Here is a 16,393-nt window from a genome sequence, read left to right as displayed (position 1 = left end):
TGTACCTTTTCCACGGATCGGGCGGCACGTATGATTGCGCCTCGTCAAACGCCAGTCTGGCAGCCAGGCCACGCGCATTCAAACGGAAATATGGGTGCTGCATCTCAAGGCGTCAGGCCTGTGTGAATACGCAGGATTCCCAGCACGGCTGCCCAAACGCCGTCTGGATCGTTCATTTTCGGGAACACATCGCCATGCAGGTCAGCAAATCGAACAAGCTCGCCAACGTCTGCTACGACATTCGCGGCCCGGTGCTCAAGCACGCCAAGCGCCTGGAAGAGGAAGGCCATCGCATCCTCAAGCTGAACATCGGCAACCCGGCGCCCTTTGGTTTCGAAGCACCGGATGAAATCCTCCAGGACGTGATCCGCAACCTGCCGACCGCCCAGGGCTATAGCGACTCCAAGGGCCTGTTCAGCGCGCGCAAGGCCGTGATGCAGTATTACCAGCAAAAGCAGGTAGAGGGCGTCGGCATTGAAGACATCTACCTGGGCAACGGCGTTTCCGAACTGATCGTGATGTCGATGCAGGCCCTGCTCAACAATGGCGACGAAGTGCTGGTGCCTGCGCCCGACTATCCGCTGTGGACGGCAGCCGTGAGCCTGTCCGGCGGCAACCCGGTGCACTACCTGTGCGACGAGCAGGCCAACTGGTGGCCGGACCTGGCCGACATCAAGGCCAAGATTACTCCGAACACCAAGGCGCTGGTGATCATCAACCCGAACAACCCGACCGGCGCGGTGTATTCGAAGGAAGTGCTGCTGGGCATGCTGGAACTGGCTCGCCAGCACAATCTGGTGGTGTTCTCCGACGAGATCTACGACAAGATCCTCTACGATGATGCCGTGCATATCTGCACGGCCTCCCTGGCGCCGGACCTGCTGTGCCTGACTTTCAACGGCCTGTCCAAGTCCTATCGCGTGGCCGGCTTCCGTTCCGGCTGGATCGCCATCTCCGGTCCGAAGCACCATGCCCAGAGCTACATCGAAGGCATCGACATGCTGGCGAACATGCGACTGTGCGCCAACGTGCCGAGCCAGCACGCGATCCAGACCGCCCTGGGCGGCTATCAGAGCATCAATGACCTGGTGCTGCCGCCGGGCCGCTTGCTGGAACAGCGCAACCGCACCTGGGAACTGCTCAACGACATTCCGGGCGTGAGCTGCGTCAAGCCAATGGGTGCGCTGTATGCATTCCCGCGGATCGACCCCAAGGTCTGCCCGATCCACAACGACGAAAAATTCGTCCTCGACCTGCTGCTTTCCGAAAAGCTGTTGGTGGTTCAAGGCACCGCATTCAACTGGCCATGGCCGGACCACTTCCGTGTCGTGACCTTGCCACGTGTCGATGACCTTGAGATGGCCATCGGACGCATTGGCGGCTTCCTCAAGTCCTACCGCCAGTAAGCGGCCATTCACCGTGCGACGCTCCTGCACGTCGTACGGTGATTTATCCGGCAACACTTGATTGCATCCATCCCTGGCTGCCGCCTTGCCCGCTGCCGGATAACGCTTTGCCCGCTCGCACCGAACAAAGGCGCGGGTCTTCGACATGATTTGACTACAAACACTTCCCGCAAATTCGTCGGAAAAGCCCTGCAAGCAGCTAGACTGTTGCCGTAGGACACAGTTTGAAATAGTCACCCGGTTGAATCCCCCGGTGCAGCACCTTATATACCCCGCAGTACGCTACATCTTAAGCATGAGGAGATTTCTACAACCATGATGCGCATCCTGCTGTTCTTGGCCACTAACCTGGCGGTCGTGCTGATTGCCAGCATCACCCTGAGCCTTTTCGGCTTCAACGGGTTCATGGCGGCCAACGGGGTTGACCTCAACCTCAATCAGCTGCTGATTTTCTGTGCAGTCTTTGGTTTCGCCGGCTCGCTGTTCTCGCTGTTCATCTCCAAGTGGATGGCGAAGATGAGCACCAGCACCCAGATCATCACCCAGCCACGCACCCGTCACGAGCAATGGCTGCTGCAAACCGTCGAGCAACTGTCCCGCGAAGCCGGGATCAAGATGCCCGAAGTCGGTATCTTCCCGGCCTACGAAGCGAACGCCTTCGCCACCGGCTGGAACAAGAACGACGCGCTGGTCGCCGTGAGCCAGGGCCTGCTCGAGCGTTTCTCTCCGGATGAAGTGAAAGCCGTTCTGGCCCACGAAATCGGCCACGTGGCCAATGGCGACATGGTGACCCTGGCACTGATCCAGGGCGTGGTGAACACCTTCGTGATGTTCTTCGCACGGATCATCGGCAATTTCGTCGACAAGGTGATCTTCAAGAACGAAGAAGGCCAGGGCATTGCCTACTACGTGGCGACCATTTTCGCCGAACTGGTTCTCGGCATCCTGGCCAGCGCCATCGTCATGTGGTTCTCGCGCAAGCGCGAATTCCGTGCCGACGAAGCGGGTGCAAACCTGGCTGGCACCGCTGCGATGATTGGCGCCCTGCAACGCCTGCGGGCGGAACAAGGCCTGCCGGTGCACATGCCCGACACCCTGAACGCCTTCGGCATCAATGGTGGCATCAAGCAAGGGTTCGCTCGCATGTTCATGAGCCACCCGCCACTGGAAGAGCGCATCGACGCACTGGCTCGTCGCCGGGGCTGACAGGCTTCTCGGCAAATCAAAAGGCCCGCAGTGATGCGGGCCTTTTTTGTCTGCGCATGACTGACAACTCAATTATCGACTGGAAACTCGATACACACGCTCCTCAAGCCGCGTTACACCCGCCTCCAGAAACTTCCCGCTCTCATTCAACACATCCTGATCTTCCAGGATCTTCAGCGCCCATGAATCCCCTAACAGCCGCCGCACCTCATCATCGAGAACCGCAAACGGCGGGCCAGGCATTTGCGACTGGTCATAGTCCAGCGTAATCAGCAGTCCAAGGGACTCCTGCGGCAGGATCCGCTTCAAATGGGCGGCATAGCGTTCTCGCATTTCCGCCGGCAGCGCGATCAACGCGGCACGATCATAAAGCGCGGAGCAATCGGCAACATCGCCTGCCGTCAGCTCGAAGAAATCGCCGCACCACAGTTCAATCGAACCTGCCCGATAAACATTGAACGGCCCCTGCTCGCTGACGGCCGGATCAAAGCCATGTTCGCTGAAAAACTCCTCGACAGCTTTTTCCGACAGTTCGACCCCCAGGACTTCATGACCTTGATGGGCGAGCCACAGCAAATCCAGGCTTTTTCCACATAGTGGCACCAGCACGCGTGCGCCGTCTTCAAGGCTCAGCGCTGGCCAGAACCGTTTCAGATGAGGGTTCACTTGCGGCAAATGAAAGCCGATCTGATTCGACGCCCACTTTTTGTGCCAAAACTCCGGCTGCATAAATAACCCCGAAAATTCGATCAAAACGCCCTAAAACTTATATTAGATTTAGATCAATGATCTGACTGAAGATGTTGCATCTTAACCCCCAGGAGCTCATTCATGTTCCCCAGCCTGTACATATCCCACGGCTCCCCCATGCTCGCCCTGGAACCCGGCGCCAGTGGCCCCGCACTCGCGCGCCTGGCCGCCGATATACCCAAGCCCAAGGCCATCGTGATCGTGTCTGCGCACTGGGAAAGCAATGAACTGTTGGTCAGCGCAAATCCACAACCGGAAACCTGGCATGATTTCGGTGGCTTCCCCAAAGCCCTGTTCGAGGTCCAGTACCCGGCTCCCGGCGATCCACGACTCGCCGCAGAGGTTTGCCAGTTATTGAAAGACGATGGCCTTCCTGCCCGTATCGACAGCAACCGGCCTTTCGACCATGGCGTCTGGGTACCCTTGTCACTGATGTATCCGCAAGCGGATGTCCCGATTGTGCAAGTCTCTCTGCCGACTCGTGGCGGCCCTGCCCTGCAGACTCGCGTTGGCCACGCGCTGGCCAGCCTGCGCGAACACGGCACCCTGCTGATCGGTTCCGGCAGCATCACTCACAACCTGCGGGAACTCGACTGGCATGCCGGTCCCGAGAGCGTTGAGCCCTGGGCCATGGCGTTCCGCGACTGGATGATCGAGAAACTCGCAGCGAACGACGAAGCCGCGCTGCACGACTATCGCGCACAAGCACCGAATGCGGTGCGCAATCATCCCAGCGACGAACACTTGCTGCCGCTGTACTTTGCCCGCGCTGCCGGTGGGCAGTTCAGCATTGCCCATCAGGGGTTCACCATGGGTGCGTTGGGCATGGACATCTACCGCTTCGGCTGACAGACAGACCGAGTCGCGCCCTTCGCGAGCAAGCCCGCTCCCACAGACGACCGTGTTCCTTCAGAAGGAATGCGTTCAAATGTGGGAGCGGGCTTGCTCGCGAATGGCAGAGACACAAATCCAACGCCGAACACAAATCAGCAGGCAAAAAAAATCCCCGAACCAGTCGGGGATTTTTCATGTTCGATCAATCAGCCCGAAAGCGGATCAATCTTCGCGGTAGCGACGCAGCTTCAACTGCTTGCCGGCAACGCGAGTGTCCTTCAGCTTGGTCAGCAACTTCTCAAGACCATCTTCCGGCAGCTCGACGAGGCTGAAGCTGTCACGCACCTGGATACGACCGATCGCTTCGCGTGCCAGACCACCTTCGTTGAGGATGGCGCCCAGCAGGTTCTTGGCGGCGATACCGTCACGCGCACCCAGTGCGGTACGGCAACGGGCACGGCCTTCAGCCAGCGGCATCGGAGCACGACGCTCGCGGTCACCACGCTCAGGACGATCACCGGAACGCTCTGGACGATCGCCACGCGGTGCACTGTTCGGCACCAGTGGACGCTCCTTCTCGATAGCGGCCAGGTTCAGCGCTTGACCGTTGGTAGCCTTGCGCAGCAGGGCTGCGGCCAGGGCACGCGGGCTGCAGCCGATGTCGGCAGTCAGGCGATCGAGAAGATCACCGTGAGTCGACTCAGCATCGGCCACCAGTGGCGACAGGCTGTTGGTCAGTTTCTTGATGCGCGCATCCAGAACAGCTTGAGCGTCTGGCAGGCGAACTTCAGCAACCTTTTGACCGGTTACACGCTCGATCACTTGCAGCATGCGGCGCTCACGCGGAGTCACCAGCAGCAGTGCACGACCTTCGCGACCGGCACGGCCGGTACGACCGATACGGTGAACGTAGGACTCCGGATCGTACGGCATGTCAACGTTGAACACGTGAGTGATGCGCGGAACGTCCAGGCCACGAGCGGCAACGTCGGTCGCCACAACGATGTCCAGACGGCCATCCTTGAGGGAGTCGATCACGCGCTCACGCTGGTTCTGGGCGATGTCACCGTTCAGCGCGGCGGCTTTGTAGCCTTTGGCTTCCAGGGCACTGGCCAGATCCAGGGTCGCTTGCTTGGTGCGCACGAACATGATCAGGGCGTCGAAATCTTCCACTTCCAGCAAGCTGAGAACGGCCGAAGTCTTCTGGTCAGCGTGAACCAGCAGGTGAGCCTGCTCGATCGCGGTAACGGTCTGGGTCTTGCTCTGAATCTTGACGTGCTTCGGATCGCGCAGGTGGCGCTCGGCGATGGCACGGATCGATTGAGGCAAGGTTGCCGAGAACAGTACGGTCTGACGGGTTTCCGGCATGGCCTTGAAGATAACTTCCAGGTCGTCCATGAAGCCCAGCTTGAGCATTTCGTCGGCTTCGTCGAGAACCAGGTGGTTCACGGTCGCCAGTACTTTTTCGTCGCGACGCAGGTGGTCGCACAGACGGCCCGGAGTGGCGACAACGATTTGTGCGCCATTACGGATTGCTTTCAGTTGCGGGCCCATCGGCGCGCCGCCGTAGACAGCCACAACAGTCACGCCCGGCATTTGCTTGGCGTAGGTTTCGAAAGCGGTTGCAACTTGTAGCGCCAACTCACGAGTTGGGGCCAGGATCAGAGCTTGCGGCTCGCGCTTGGACGGATCAATGCGGTGCAGAATCGGCAGGGCAAAGGCAGCGGTTTTACCGGTACCGGTTTGCGCCTGACCAATCATATCGTGACCGGCGAGAATGATCGGGATCGACTGCTGCTGAATGGCCGAAGGCTCTTCATAGCCGGTAGCGACTACTGCAGCGACAATGCTTGGATGAAGTTCAAGAGCGGCGAAGCCGCCGATTTCCTGGGTCATGGGTCTGCCTCAAAGTGCATCCGCAAAGACCCATGCTCCAAAGCTGCACATGCCGTGTTGAGACTCAAGAGTCGCCCTGGCAGCTTTGTCGGCGGGGATTTGCGAAAACGAATGAATGAAAAGAATCGTCAAGGAAGAGTCCGCTGGGCGGACATGCAGCCGAAGCTGGCTTCGGGGAATTGCGCTACCTAAACGCGGCCCGGCTAAAGGCCGGCGCGCACTATACCGGAATTCGCCAAAAAAGGGAGCTTTTTTTATCGAAAATCCACCGGGTACACAGTTGTGTCACAGGCTTTGCGAAGAATCGATCAGCCGTCTATTTTTCAAAGGCCCGGCCTTGCGGGTGATGGCGCTAAAACGGTTCACCCTTTACCGTGCAGACCGCAGGTCCGGCACGCCTTTCCCACCCCGAGGATCGCTCCATGAATCAGCCCTGCTCCCGAGTCAGCCGCGAACGGCATGGTCATGTGTTCCTGATCGGTCTGGATCGGGTGGCCAAGCGCAACGCCTTCGATCTCGACCTGCTCAACGCCTTGAGCCTGGCCTATGGCGAATTCGAGGCCGACAGCGAGGCGCGCGTGGCGGTGGTGTTCGCTCATGGCGAGCACTTCACCGCCGGACTCGATCTGGTCAATGCCAGCGTCGCACTTGCAGATGGCTGGCAGGTGCCACCCGGTGGTTGTGATCCGTGGGGGGTGTTCGCTGGCCCCAGGGTCAGCAAACCGGTGATCGTCGCTGCACAAGGTTATTGCCTGACCATTGGCATCGAACTGATGCTGGCCGCCGACATTAACTTGTGTGCCAGCAATACCCGGTTCGCGCAGATGGAAGTGCAACGCGGGCTCTTCCCGTTCGGCGGCGCCACCCTGCGCCTGCATCAGGTATCCGGTTGGGGCAATGCCATGCGCTGGTTGTTGACCGGTGATGAGTTCGACGCCCGCGACGCCTTGCACCTGGGCCTGGTGCAGGAGGTCATGGCCAGCGAGGACTTGCTGCCCCGGGCGATTGAACTGGCCGAGCGGATCGCCCGGCAGGCGCCGCTGGGGGTGCAGGCGACATTGATGTCCGCGCGACAGGCTCGCTACGAAGGGGAAACCGCGGCGGCACAGGCGTTGCCGTCGCTGGTCAAGAAGTTGATGGCTAGCGAGGATGTAAAGGAGGGTGTGCGGTCGATGGTGGAGCGGCGGCCCGGCGTATTCAAAGGGCTTTAGCTTTTGCAGTGGCTTTGAAGGCCCCTTCGCGGGCAAGTCGGATCGCCGCACCGCCGCTCCCACAATGACCGCGTCAGTCACCAATCATGCGTACGACGCGAACCCTGTGGGAGCGGGCTTGCCCGCGAAGGGGCCAGCAGAGACAACTCAGGTCGCCGGGCGAATGCACTTGATCAACGATTCCAGCGAGTACCCCAACCGTGGCGCCAGCGCTTCGGCGCGGGCGGTCAGACCGTCCATGTCCAGTTCCTGGTCCAGCTCCGACGGCACGATCAGAATCACATTGCCCTCCTTCACCGGCAGTTCCCAGTAATGTCGGTGGTACAAACCACGCAACAACGCAGCCCCCAGGGGCTTGCCATCGTCGGTAGCCCACTGATTGATGACCAGCCAGCCACCCGGATTCAATCGCTTCTGGCAGTTTTCCAGAAAGCTCCAGGCCAGATGCCCGACACCCGGCCCGACGTCGGTGTACAGGTCGACGAAAATCAGGTCGGCCGACTCGGCGGTGTCCAACAACTCCAGCGCATCGCCAACGCGGATGTACAGGCGCGGATCGTCATCCAGCCCCAGGTACTCGATGGCCAGGCGCGGCACGTCCGGGCGCAACTCGATGGCTTCGACATCTTCCAGCGGCAGGAACTTGAGGCAGGCCTGGGTCAGTGTCCCGGCACCGAGGCCGAGAAACAGCGCACTTTCCGGTTGCTCGTGGCACAGCGCGCCGATCAGCATCGCCCGGGTGTAGTCGTATTCGAGCCAGCTCGGATCGGCCGTGAACACACAGCTTTGCTCGATGGCATCACCGAACTCGAGAAAACGGTAATCGGCCACTTCCAGCACACGAATCACACCGAACTCGTCCTGCACCTCGGCGAGCAGATGCTCGACGCGCTCCTCAGTCATTTCGTCTCCTGATCGTCACCGGGGGCCGGCAACGCAATAACACCGCGTGTAGAAAGCGGCAAAGGCGAGATTGTCGACGAAGCAACGGGAACAGGTCACGCACTAATTTGCTGATAACATGGACGTCCAAGCGAAAACACTCGAGACCGTGATGAGCCAATCCTGGAGCCCTGACAGCTGGCGTGCCCTGCCGATCCAGCAACAACCCCAATACCCCGACGCCGCACATTTGCAGCAGGTCGAGCAGACCCTGGCCAGCTATCCGCCGCTGGTGTTTGCCGGTGAAGCCCGGGAGTTGCGCCGTCAGTTTGCCGAGGTGACCCAGGGCCGCGCGTTTCTGTTGCAGGGTGGCGACTGCGCCGAAAGCTTCGCCGAATTTTCCGCCGCGAAGATCCGCGACACCTTCAAGGTGTTGTTGCAGATGGCCATCGTGATGACCTTTGCCGCCGGCTGCCCGGTGGTCAAGGTCGGGCGCATGGCCGGGCAGTTCGCCAAGCCGCGCTCGGCCAACGACGAAACCATCGATGGCGTGACCCTGCCCGCCTACCGTGGCGACATCGTCAATGGCATCGGCTTCGACGAAAAAAGCCGCGTGCCGGACCCGGAGCGCCTGCTGCAGTCCTATCACCAGTCCACCGCCACCCTGAATCTGTTGCGCGCGTTCGCCCAGGGCGGTTTTGCCGATCTGCATCAGGTACACAAGTGGAACCTGGATTTCATTGCCAACTCGGCGCTGGCGGAAAAATACAGCCACCTGGCCGACCGCATCGACGAAACCCTGGCGTTCATGCGCGCCTGCGGCATGGACAGTTCGCCGCAGCTACGCGAAACCAGCTTCTTCACCGCCCACGAGGCGCTGCTGCTGAACTACGAAGAAGCTTTCGTGCGTCGCGACAGCCTGACCAACGATTACTACGACTGCTCGGCCCACATGTTGTGGATCGGTGATCGCACCCGCCAGCTCGACGGCGCCCATGTCGAATTCCTGCGCGGTGTGAACAACCCGATCGGGGTCAAGGTTGGCCCGAGCATGAACCCCGACGACCTGATTCGCCTGATCGACATACTCAACCCGGCCAACGACCCGGGTCGCCTGAACCTGATCGCGCGGATGGGCGCGAACAAGGTCGGCGATCACTTGCCGCAACTGATCCGTGCCGTCCAGCGCGAAGGCAAGCAGGTGCTGTGGAGTTCCGACCCGATGCACGGCAACACCATCAAGGCCAGCAGCGGCTACAAGACCCGTGACTTCGCGCAGATTCTCGGCGAGGTGAAGCAGTTCTTCCAGGTGCATGAAGCCGAGGGCAGTTATGCCGGTGGCATCCATATCGAGATGACCGGGCAGAACGTGACCGAGTGCATCGGTGGTGCACGGCCAATCACCGAGGATGGCCTGTCGGATCGCTACCATACCCATTGCGACCCGCGGATGAATGCCGATCAGTCGCTGGAGCTGGCGTTTTTGATTGCTGAAACACTGAAACAGGTTCGGCGCTAGATAGCGTCGCGCCCTTCGTCGGAACGCCGCCCGGAGCAAGCCCGCTCCCACATGGGGTCTGTGTCGTTCACAAATCCAATGTGGGAGCGGGCTTGCCCGCGAAGAGGCCAGGTCAAACACCGCCAATCTGCGAGAATGCCACCCGCAACCTTGCCGCACTCGCCCGCGGGCAATTCAACTGAACCTGCGCCAACCCCAGCCAATCCGCCATCTGACGCAGATTGACCGCCAACGCCAACACGCCTTCGTCATCCAGCCCCCTCTCCTCTTCATGCACCGCATGCACTGCCAATCGTCCAGCCACCCGCTCGGCGCGCAGATCGACCCGTGCGGCAATCCGTTCGTTGTGCAGGAACGGCAGGACGTAATAGCCGTAAACGCGCTTGTCCTGAGGCGTGTAGATCTCCAGCCGATAGCGGAAATCAAACAGCCGCTCGGTCCGGCTGCGCTCCCAGATCAGCGAATCGAATGGCGAGAGCAAGGCACTGGCCGCGACTTTGCGCGGCACCTTTGGTTCGGGCAGACAATAGGCCGGCTGTCGCCAGCCCTGGACTTCACAGGTCAGCAATTCACCGGCCTCGACCAACTCGGCCAATCGCGGACGACTGTCCGCGGGGTTCAAGCGGAAATAGTCGCGCAAGTCCTTCTCCGTACCGACACCCAAGGCCGTGGCTGCATGCAGCAACAGGCCACGCTGGGCGTCGCCTTCACTCAGGCTGGATTGTGCGAGTATCGCGCAGGGAATCACCCGCTCCGGCAAATCGTAGAGCCTTTCAAAACCGCGCCGTCCGGCAACGGTCACTTCACCGGCAGCGAACAACCACTCCAGCGCATGCTTTTCCGCACTCCAGTCCCACCAGGGCCCGGCCCGCTCCCGACGAGTCGACAAGCTCCCAGCGCCAAGCGCGCCCTGTTCCTCGACCGAAGCCAGCACCCGACGAATCGTGTCTTGCTGTTCACGCCCAAAACGCGCCAATTGCTGGTAGATGTCTTCGCCACGACTCGCACGCTGCATGCGCCAACGCATCAACGGGTACAGGGAAAGGGGAAGCAACGAGGCTTCATGGCCCCAATATTCGAATAGTGTTCGTCGGCGGCCCTGACTCCAGGCAGCCTGGTCGAGCAAATCGGAAGAATAGTGACCGAGGCGGGAAAACAGTGGGAGGTAGTGCGATCGCACCAGTGCATTGACCGAATCGATCTGCAAAATGCCCAGCCGCTCGATCATTCGGTTGAGCGCAACAGCCTTGATCGGCGCTGGCCACTGCCGCCCGTTGAACCCTTGGGCGGCCAGCGCCAGACGTCGAGCCTGTTTGAGGGTAAAGGACAATGTTGCGGGCATGGGCATCTCCTTGTCTGCTCGCAACCTACCTCACCGGTAAGGGGTTTGTGTAGCGTGGCATTCATCATTTGCAGATGGGTCATTTATGCATCGGGTCGCTCCAGAACGGCTTGATCGACTCGTTCTCCACATCCGCACGGCTCATGCCGATGTCCTTGAGTGCTTCGTCGCTCAAGCTCGCCAGCAGTTCGCGCTCGCGATGCAGTTCGTACCAGCGACCGACCTTGTGCAGCAGATCGGATATCAGGTGAATCGAGTGTTTTTCCGCACCATGAAACTCATGTTGACCTTTCATCTTGTTGCCCTCCGTTTGGATGGCTCCAGTCTCGCGCCGGGTCTAAGATCAATCCAACGAATGTTTCTGATGTCACATATCTCGGAGATTGATGGATGTCAGCCTACCCGAGCATCGATACCGAAGTGCTGCGCACCTTCGTCGCCATTGCCGACCAGGGCGGCTTTACGCGCGCGGGCGAATTGGTCAACCGTACCCAGTCAGCCGTCAGCATGCAGATGAAACGATTGGAAGAGGACGTGCTGCAGCGTCAGTTGTTCCAGCGCGACGGGCGGCAGGTGCGACTGACGGCCGAAGGCCAGGTGTTGCTTGGCTATGCGCGGCGAATCCTCAAGTTGCACAGTGAGGTTTTCAATACCTTGCGTGAGCCCGACATGGTCGGCACGGTGCGCATCGGTACGCCGGATGATTATGTGATGCGATTCCTCCCGGGAATTCTACGCCGGTTTGCCCAGTCCTACCCGTTGATCCAGATCGAAGTGCACTGCGAATCATCAAAACAACTGCTGATGCGCCAGGATCTGGACCTGTCCATCGTCACCCGCGAACCGGGCAGCGAAGTCGGCCAGTTGTTGCGCAAGGAACGTTTTGTCTGGGCCGAGGCGCAATGCTACAGCGCCCACGAGCAGACGCCGCTGCCGCTGGCAATGTTCAACAGCGATTGCTTCTGCCGCCAGTGGGCCTGCAATGCCCTGGATGCCCAGGGGCGCGATTACCGGGTGGCGTACAACAGCGACAGTCTGTCGGCGATCATGGCGGTAGTGAGCGCCGGGCTGGCGGTCACCGCGCAGCTTGAAAGCCTGATCACCGCGGACATGCGCATCCTCGGCGAGGCCGAAGATCTGCCTCTATTGCCCGAGGCCAGCATCATGCTCGTGCGTAACCTGCATAACCCGTCGCCGATCACCGAGTGCCTGGCCGAGCACATCATTGAAGGTTTCAAACCTTGAGGGCGAGCATCACCGCACAGAACACCAGGAACCCGCAGAACAGCCCACGCAGCAGTCGTTCCGGCAATGCGTGGGCAACCTTCACCCCCCAACTGATGCTCATCAGCCCACCGACCGCCAAGGGCAAGCCGATCACCCAGTCGACCTGATGGTGCATGGCATAAGTCACCAGCGTCACCCCCGTGCTCGGCAGGGCCAGCGCCAACGACAACCCCTGCGCAACCACCTGGCTGGTGCCGAACAGGCTGGTCAGCACCGGTGTCGCCACCACCGCGCCCCCTACGCCGAACAACCCGCCCATTGTGCCTGAGGCAGCGCCGAGCACGCCCAGCCAGGGCCATGGGTAGTTCATCTGCGAAGCCGCCGGGGCGTTGGTGGCGAACAGGCGAACGAGGTTGTACGCCGATAGCGCGATCAGAAACGCGACAAAGCCAATACGCATGGTTTGCGCATCGATGCCTACCGCCCAGATCGATCCGAGCCAGGCGAAGCAGAACCCCATGACGGCCAGCGGTAACGCGTGGCTCAATTCAATCCGGTTGCGCTGATGGTAGCGCCACAGCGCCAGCATCACATTCGGCACCACCATCACCAATGCCGTGCCCTGGGCAATCTGCTGATCGAGCCCGAACAGCACGCCCAACAGCGGAATGGCAATCAGGCCGCCGCCGATGCCAAACAATCCGCCAAGCGTGCCCAAGGCAGCGCCGAACATTAGATACATCAAAAACTCAATCACAGTTTTTTCCCCGTAGCCGCCAGGTCTTTGATCCTACGCAGTTGCTTCTGGCGCGGAAACGCACAGCAACGCACAATGGCTATGCCAAACTCGCACAAGCACAAACCTGCCATGAACCCCAATCAACTGACCGACCAACTGGTTTTGTTCCTCGACGTGCTGGAAACCGGCAGTTTTTCCGCCGCCTCGCGCCGTCATCCGCTGACCCCTTCGGCCGTGGCACGGCGTATCGACAACCTGGAAAACGCGGTCGCCAGTCAGCTGTTCATCCGCAGCACCCATGCGGTACGCGCCACCCCGGCGGGATTGGCCTTTGCCGAACGAGCACGGCGGATCGTCGCCGAACTGCGCCTGGCCCGGGCCGAGGCAGTGTCTTTGAGTAGTGCGCCGGAAGGTCTGATCCGTCTCGATGCGCCTGCCGCCTTCGGGCGCCGGCACCTGGCACCGGTGATCGCCGACTTCCTCATGCTCTATCCGGGACTCGATGTGCAACTGCACCTGATCGACAGCTTCGTCGACATGCAGGGCCAGAACCTCGGCAAGGTCGATCTGGTGTTGCGCGCCGGACAATTGGCCGACACCCGCCTGGTGGCCACGCCACTGGCGAGCATGGTGCGTATCGCCTGCGCCAGCCCTGATTATTTGCGGCGCCGTGGCGTGCCGACCGAGCCGTCACAACTGGCAGAACACGACGGGCTCGACTGGGACGGCCTGGCCCCGCCCTTCGCCTGGCGTTTCGAACAGGATGGGCAAATGCAGTTGCACCGCCCGGCGCGGGTCCGCATGAGCGCCAACAATGCCGAGGCACTGGTATGCGGCGCATTGGCCGGGCTGGGTATCGCGCACCTGCCGACATGGCTGGCCAGCGAGTACCTGTTGCGGGGTGAATTGCTGCCACTGTTCTGCGACAGCGGCCTGCCAAAACCGGAAAGCGCCGGCATCTATGCCTTGCGCCTGGAGCAGCAACCCAACTCCCGCAGTCGTTTACTGCTGGAATACCTGAAAACCCGCTTCAGCCCGGTGCCGCCCTGGGATCTGCTGCTGCAAACGCATTTACAACGGCACTGATCAAAATTATCTGGCGCATTAAAGATTTGCCCGCTAGATTCCAGAGATCACAGATCAAGGCTTCGACATGACCACCGAGCGCAACACCCCGGACTACTGCGACAACCTGCTGCTGGATAACCAGGCCTGCTTCGCCCTGCATTCCACTTCGCTGATGATGACCAAGGTCTACAAACCCTTGCTGCAAGCGCTGGGCCTGACCTACCCGCAATACCTGGCGATGATGGTGTTGTGGGAGCGCGACGGCTTGACCGTAGGTGAAATCAGCACGCGATTGCTGACCGATCCCGGTTCATTGACGCCATTGCTCAAGCGCCTGGAAGCCGAAGGCCTGCTCAGCCGTACCCGCAGCCGCGAGGATGAGCGGGTGGTGATCGTCGAACTCACCGAACAAGGCCGGGCCTTGCGCGACAAGGCCCGGGATATTCCCCAATGTATCCTCGGCGCCAGCGGGATGACCCTGGAGCGCCTGAAAAACCTGCAAATGGAGTTGCAAGCGCTGCGCAGCCATCTGCAAGACAGCCTGATCTGAAATGCATCATCCATTCCTGTGGGAGCGGGCTTGCTCCCACATTTGTTTTGCGGCGTACCGCTTCTCCTGAAAAAAATTTCCGCTGAAAAAAATCCCTCTCGAAAGCTCTAGCTCAGCCCTTTCACCCAAGAAGCTCCTTCCCACCCTGTAGTTTTTCCGAATTTCTTCAGATTTTTATCTTGCGCACTAATTATTTGCGCGATACATTCATCTCGTACTTACTTAGCGCGCAAACATTTAGCGCAAATACACAAACCCGGAACGAGGCTTCCGCCATGCAAACTCTCTACACCGCAATCGCAACTTCCACCGGTGGCCGTGACGGTCGTGCGGTTTCCAACGACAACATCCTCGACGTCAAGCTCGCCACACCGAAAGAACTCGGCGGTGCTGGCGGTGCAGCCACCAACCCTGAGCAACTGTTTGCCGCCGGTTACTCCGCCTGCTTCATCGGCGCCCTGAAATTCGTGGCCAGCCAGACCAAACGCAGCATTCCCAACGACGCTTCGATCACCGCCCATGTCGGCATCGGTCAGATCCCTGGCGGTTTTGGTCTGGATATCGACCTGCACATCAGCCTGCCGGGTCTTGAACAAGCCGATGCACAAGCGCTGGTCGACGCGGCCCACCAGGTGTGCCCGTACTCCAACGCCACCCGTGGCAACGTCGATGTGCGTCTGCACGTAACCGTCTAAGCGCTGACTACTCAGGCCCGAACAGGAAACGAACATGAACACTTTCAGCAAAGTCTTGACCGGCACCCTTCTCGCCTTGTCCATCAGCAACGCGTTTGCAGGAACCGGGGTTGAACACAACACCCAGGCATTCCTCGACGTTCTGAACGCCGGTACCGGCAAGCCGATGGAACAAATGACACCCGCCGAGGCCCGCGCTGTTCTGGCAGGCGCCCAGGCCGGGGTGAAGCTGACGCTGCCAAAAGCCGATGTCAGCCAGAAGACCATTGAAGTGGATGGCCAGCCGATCAGCCTGACCATCGTCCGGCCGGCGGGGGTCAAGGGCGAGCTGCCGGTGTTCATGTTCTTCCACGGCGGTGGCTGGGTGCTGGGGGACTTCCCGACCCACGAGCGGCTGGTGCGTGACCTGGTGACGGGTTCGGGTGCCGCGGCGGTGTTCGTGAACTACACGCCGTCGCCGGAGGCGCATTACCCGGTGGCGATCAACCAGGCTTATGCCGCAACCCGATGGGTGGCCGAGCACGGTAAAGAGATCAACGTCGACGGCAAGCGTCTGGCGGTAGCCGGCAACAGTGTCGGCGGCAACATGGCGGCAGTGGTTGCGCTGATGGCCAAGAACAAGGGCACACCGGCGATCAGGCTCCAGGTGCTGTTGTGGCCGGTGACTGATGCCAACTTCGAAACGGCGTCCTACAACCAGTTCGCCGAAGGACACTTCCTCACCAAAAACATGATGAAGTGGTTCTGGGACAACTACACCACCGACGCCAATCAGCGCAACGAGATCTACGCCTCGCCCCTGCGTGCGACCACCGCCCAGTTGAAAGGATTGCCTCCGGCGCTGGTGCAGACCGCCAGTGCCGACGTGCTGCGCGATGAAGGCGAAGCCTACGCCCGCAAACTGGATGAGGCCGGTGTGCCGGTGACCTCGGTTCGCTACAACGGCATGATCCACGACTACGGTTTGCTCAACGTGGTGAGCCAGGTGCCAGCGGTGCGCTCGGCGATGTTGCAGGCTTCCGAAGAGCTCAAGCAACACCTGAAATAACATCAACCCCTCCCTGTAGG

16 protein-coding genes are annotated in these 16,393 nt (G+C 60.4%); 10 read left to right on the top strand and 6 right to left on the bottom strand.

What is annotated here, in order from left to right; genetic code table 11:
* Positions 1 to 194 precede the first annotated feature (194 nt).
* Complete coding sequence (locus tag CAG47_RS11630; RefSeq protein WP_008017190.1) at positions 195 to 1,406, top strand: pyridoxal phosphate-dependent aminotransferase; 1,212 nt, start codon at positions 195 to 197, stop codon at positions 1,404 to 1,406.
* A 315-nt stretch (positions 1,407 to 1,721) separates the two neighbouring features.
* On the top strand, positions 1,722 to 2,612 hold the full coding sequence (gene htpX, locus CAG47_RS11625; protein ID WP_007973520.1) for a protease HtpX: 891 nt from the start codon (positions 1,722 to 1,724) through the stop codon (positions 2,610 to 2,612).
* A gap of 72 nt (positions 2,613 to 2,684) precedes the next feature.
* Here the strand turns inward: htpX and CAG47_RS11620 are convergent, their stop codons facing one another.
* Complete coding sequence (locus CAG47_RS11620) at positions 2,685 to 3,341, bottom strand: thiopurine S-methyltransferase (protein ID WP_085724990.1); 657 nt, start codon at positions 3,339 to 3,341, stop codon at positions 2,685 to 2,687.
* Between the two features lie 102 nt (positions 3,342 to 3,443).
* Between CAG47_RS11620 and CAG47_RS11615 the strand changes: the two genes are divergently transcribed.
* The gene (locus CAG47_RS11615) at positions 3,444 to 4,211 is read left to right on the top strand and encodes a class III extradiol ring-cleavage dioxygenase (RefSeq protein ID WP_085724989.1); all 768 of its coding nucleotides are present in this window, start codon (positions 3,444 to 3,446) and stop codon (positions 4,209 to 4,211) included.
* 207 nt (positions 4,212 to 4,418) lie between these two features.
* Here the strand turns inward: CAG47_RS11615 and CAG47_RS11610 are convergent, their stop codons facing one another.
* Positions 4,419 to 6,092 carry a DEAD/DEAH box helicase gene (locus CAG47_RS11610; protein ID WP_085724988.1) on the bottom strand — a complete coding sequence of 558 codons (1,674 nt, stop codon included), beginning with the start codon at positions 6,090 to 6,092 and terminating at the stop codon, positions 4,419 to 4,421.
* 422 nt (positions 6,093 to 6,514) lie between these two features.
* On the opposite strand from CAG47_RS11610, the gene CAG47_RS11600 reads away from it, so the two are divergent.
* Entirely contained in the window at positions 6,515 to 7,303 is a 789-nt protein-coding gene (locus CAG47_RS11600; protein WP_085724987.1) for a crotonase/enoyl-CoA hydratase family protein, read from the top strand.
* Positions 7,304 to 7,450: 147 nt separating this feature from the next.
* Here the strand turns inward: CAG47_RS11600 and CAG47_RS11595 are convergent, their stop codons facing one another.
* On the bottom strand, positions 7,451 to 8,206 hold the full coding sequence (locus CAG47_RS11595; RefSeq protein ID WP_085724986.1) for a spermidine synthase: 756 nt from the start codon (positions 8,204 to 8,206) through the stop codon (positions 7,451 to 7,453).
* Positions 8,207 to 8,357: 151 nt separating this feature from the next.
* Here CAG47_RS11595 and CAG47_RS11590 point away from each other — a divergent pair, with 151 nt between their 5' ends.
* The gene (locus CAG47_RS11590) at positions 8,358 to 9,704 is read left to right on the top strand and encodes a class II 3-deoxy-7-phosphoheptulonate synthase (RefSeq protein ID WP_085725071.1); all 1,347 of its coding nucleotides are present in this window, start codon (positions 8,358 to 8,360) and stop codon (positions 9,702 to 9,704) included.
* 112 nt (positions 9,705 to 9,816) lie between these two features.
* Here CAG47_RS11590 and CAG47_RS11585 read toward each other — a convergent pair whose 3' ends face one another.
* Positions 9,817 to 11,046 (bottom strand): winged helix-turn-helix domain-containing protein, encoded by a 1,230-nt coding sequence (locus tag CAG47_RS11585; RefSeq protein WP_085724985.1) that lies wholly within the window; start codon positions 11,044 to 11,046, stop codon positions 9,817 to 9,819.
* A gap of 79 nt (positions 11,047 to 11,125) precedes the next feature.
* Complete coding sequence (locus CAG47_RS11580) at positions 11,126 to 11,341, bottom strand: DUF1127 domain-containing protein (protein WP_007973532.1); 216 nt, start codon at positions 11,339 to 11,341, stop codon at positions 11,126 to 11,128.
* Positions 11,342 to 11,436: 95 nt separating this feature from the next.
* On the opposite strand from CAG47_RS11580, the gene CAG47_RS11575 reads away from it, so the two are divergent.
* A complete protein-coding gene (locus tag CAG47_RS11575) occupies positions 11,437 to 12,291 on the top strand; it encodes a LysR substrate-binding domain-containing protein (protein ID WP_085724984.1) in 855 nt (284 codons plus the stop codon).
* On the opposite strand, the gene CAG47_RS11570 is transcribed toward CAG47_RS11575, so the two are convergent.
* Entirely contained in the window at positions 12,281 to 13,015 is a 735-nt protein-coding gene (locus CAG47_RS11570) for a sulfite exporter TauE/SafE family protein (RefSeq protein WP_177408964.1), read from the bottom strand. The two genes, CAG47_RS11575 and CAG47_RS11570, sit on opposite strands and share 11 nt — an antisense overlap.
* Before the next feature lie 126 nt (positions 13,016 to 13,141).
* Here CAG47_RS11570 and CAG47_RS11565 point away from each other — a divergent pair, with 126 nt between their 5' ends.
* The 4 genes from CAG47_RS11565 to CAG47_RS11550 all read left to right on the top strand — a co-directional run bounded on the left by CAG47_RS11565 (position 13,142) and on the right by CAG47_RS11550 (position 16,373).
* A complete protein-coding gene (locus tag CAG47_RS11565; protein ID WP_085725070.1) occupies positions 13,142 to 14,098 on the top strand; it encodes a LysR family transcriptional regulator in 957 nt (318 codons plus the stop codon).
* Between the two features lie 67 nt (positions 14,099 to 14,165).
* On the top strand, positions 14,166 to 14,630 hold the full coding sequence (locus tag CAG47_RS11560) for a MarR family winged helix-turn-helix transcriptional regulator (protein ID WP_085724982.1): 465 nt from the start codon (positions 14,166 to 14,168) through the stop codon (positions 14,628 to 14,630).
* 275 nt (positions 14,631 to 14,905) lie between these two features.
* Positions 14,906 to 15,325 carry an organic hydroperoxide resistance protein gene (locus tag CAG47_RS11555; protein ID WP_085724981.1) on the top strand — a complete coding sequence of 140 codons (420 nt, stop codon included), beginning with the start codon at positions 14,906 to 14,908 and terminating at the stop codon, positions 15,323 to 15,325.
* 34 nt (positions 15,326 to 15,359) lie between these two features.
* Positions 15,360 to 16,373: an alpha/beta hydrolase gene (locus tag CAG47_RS11550; protein ID WP_085724980.1), complete on the top strand. Its 1,014-nt coding sequence runs from the start codon at positions 15,360 to 15,362 to the stop codon at positions 16,371 to 16,373.
* The last annotated feature ends 20 nt before the right edge of the window (positions 16,374 to 16,393 follow it).

Origin of the sequence: Pseudomonas sp. R37(2017), assembly GCF_002113375.1 — a bacterium.
GTDB lineage: Bacteria > Pseudomonadota > Gammaproteobacteria > Pseudomonadales > Pseudomonadaceae > Aquipseudomonas.
The sequence above is the reverse complement of the archived record's forward strand: the minus strand, read 5'-3'. Positions and strand labels throughout refer to the sequence as shown.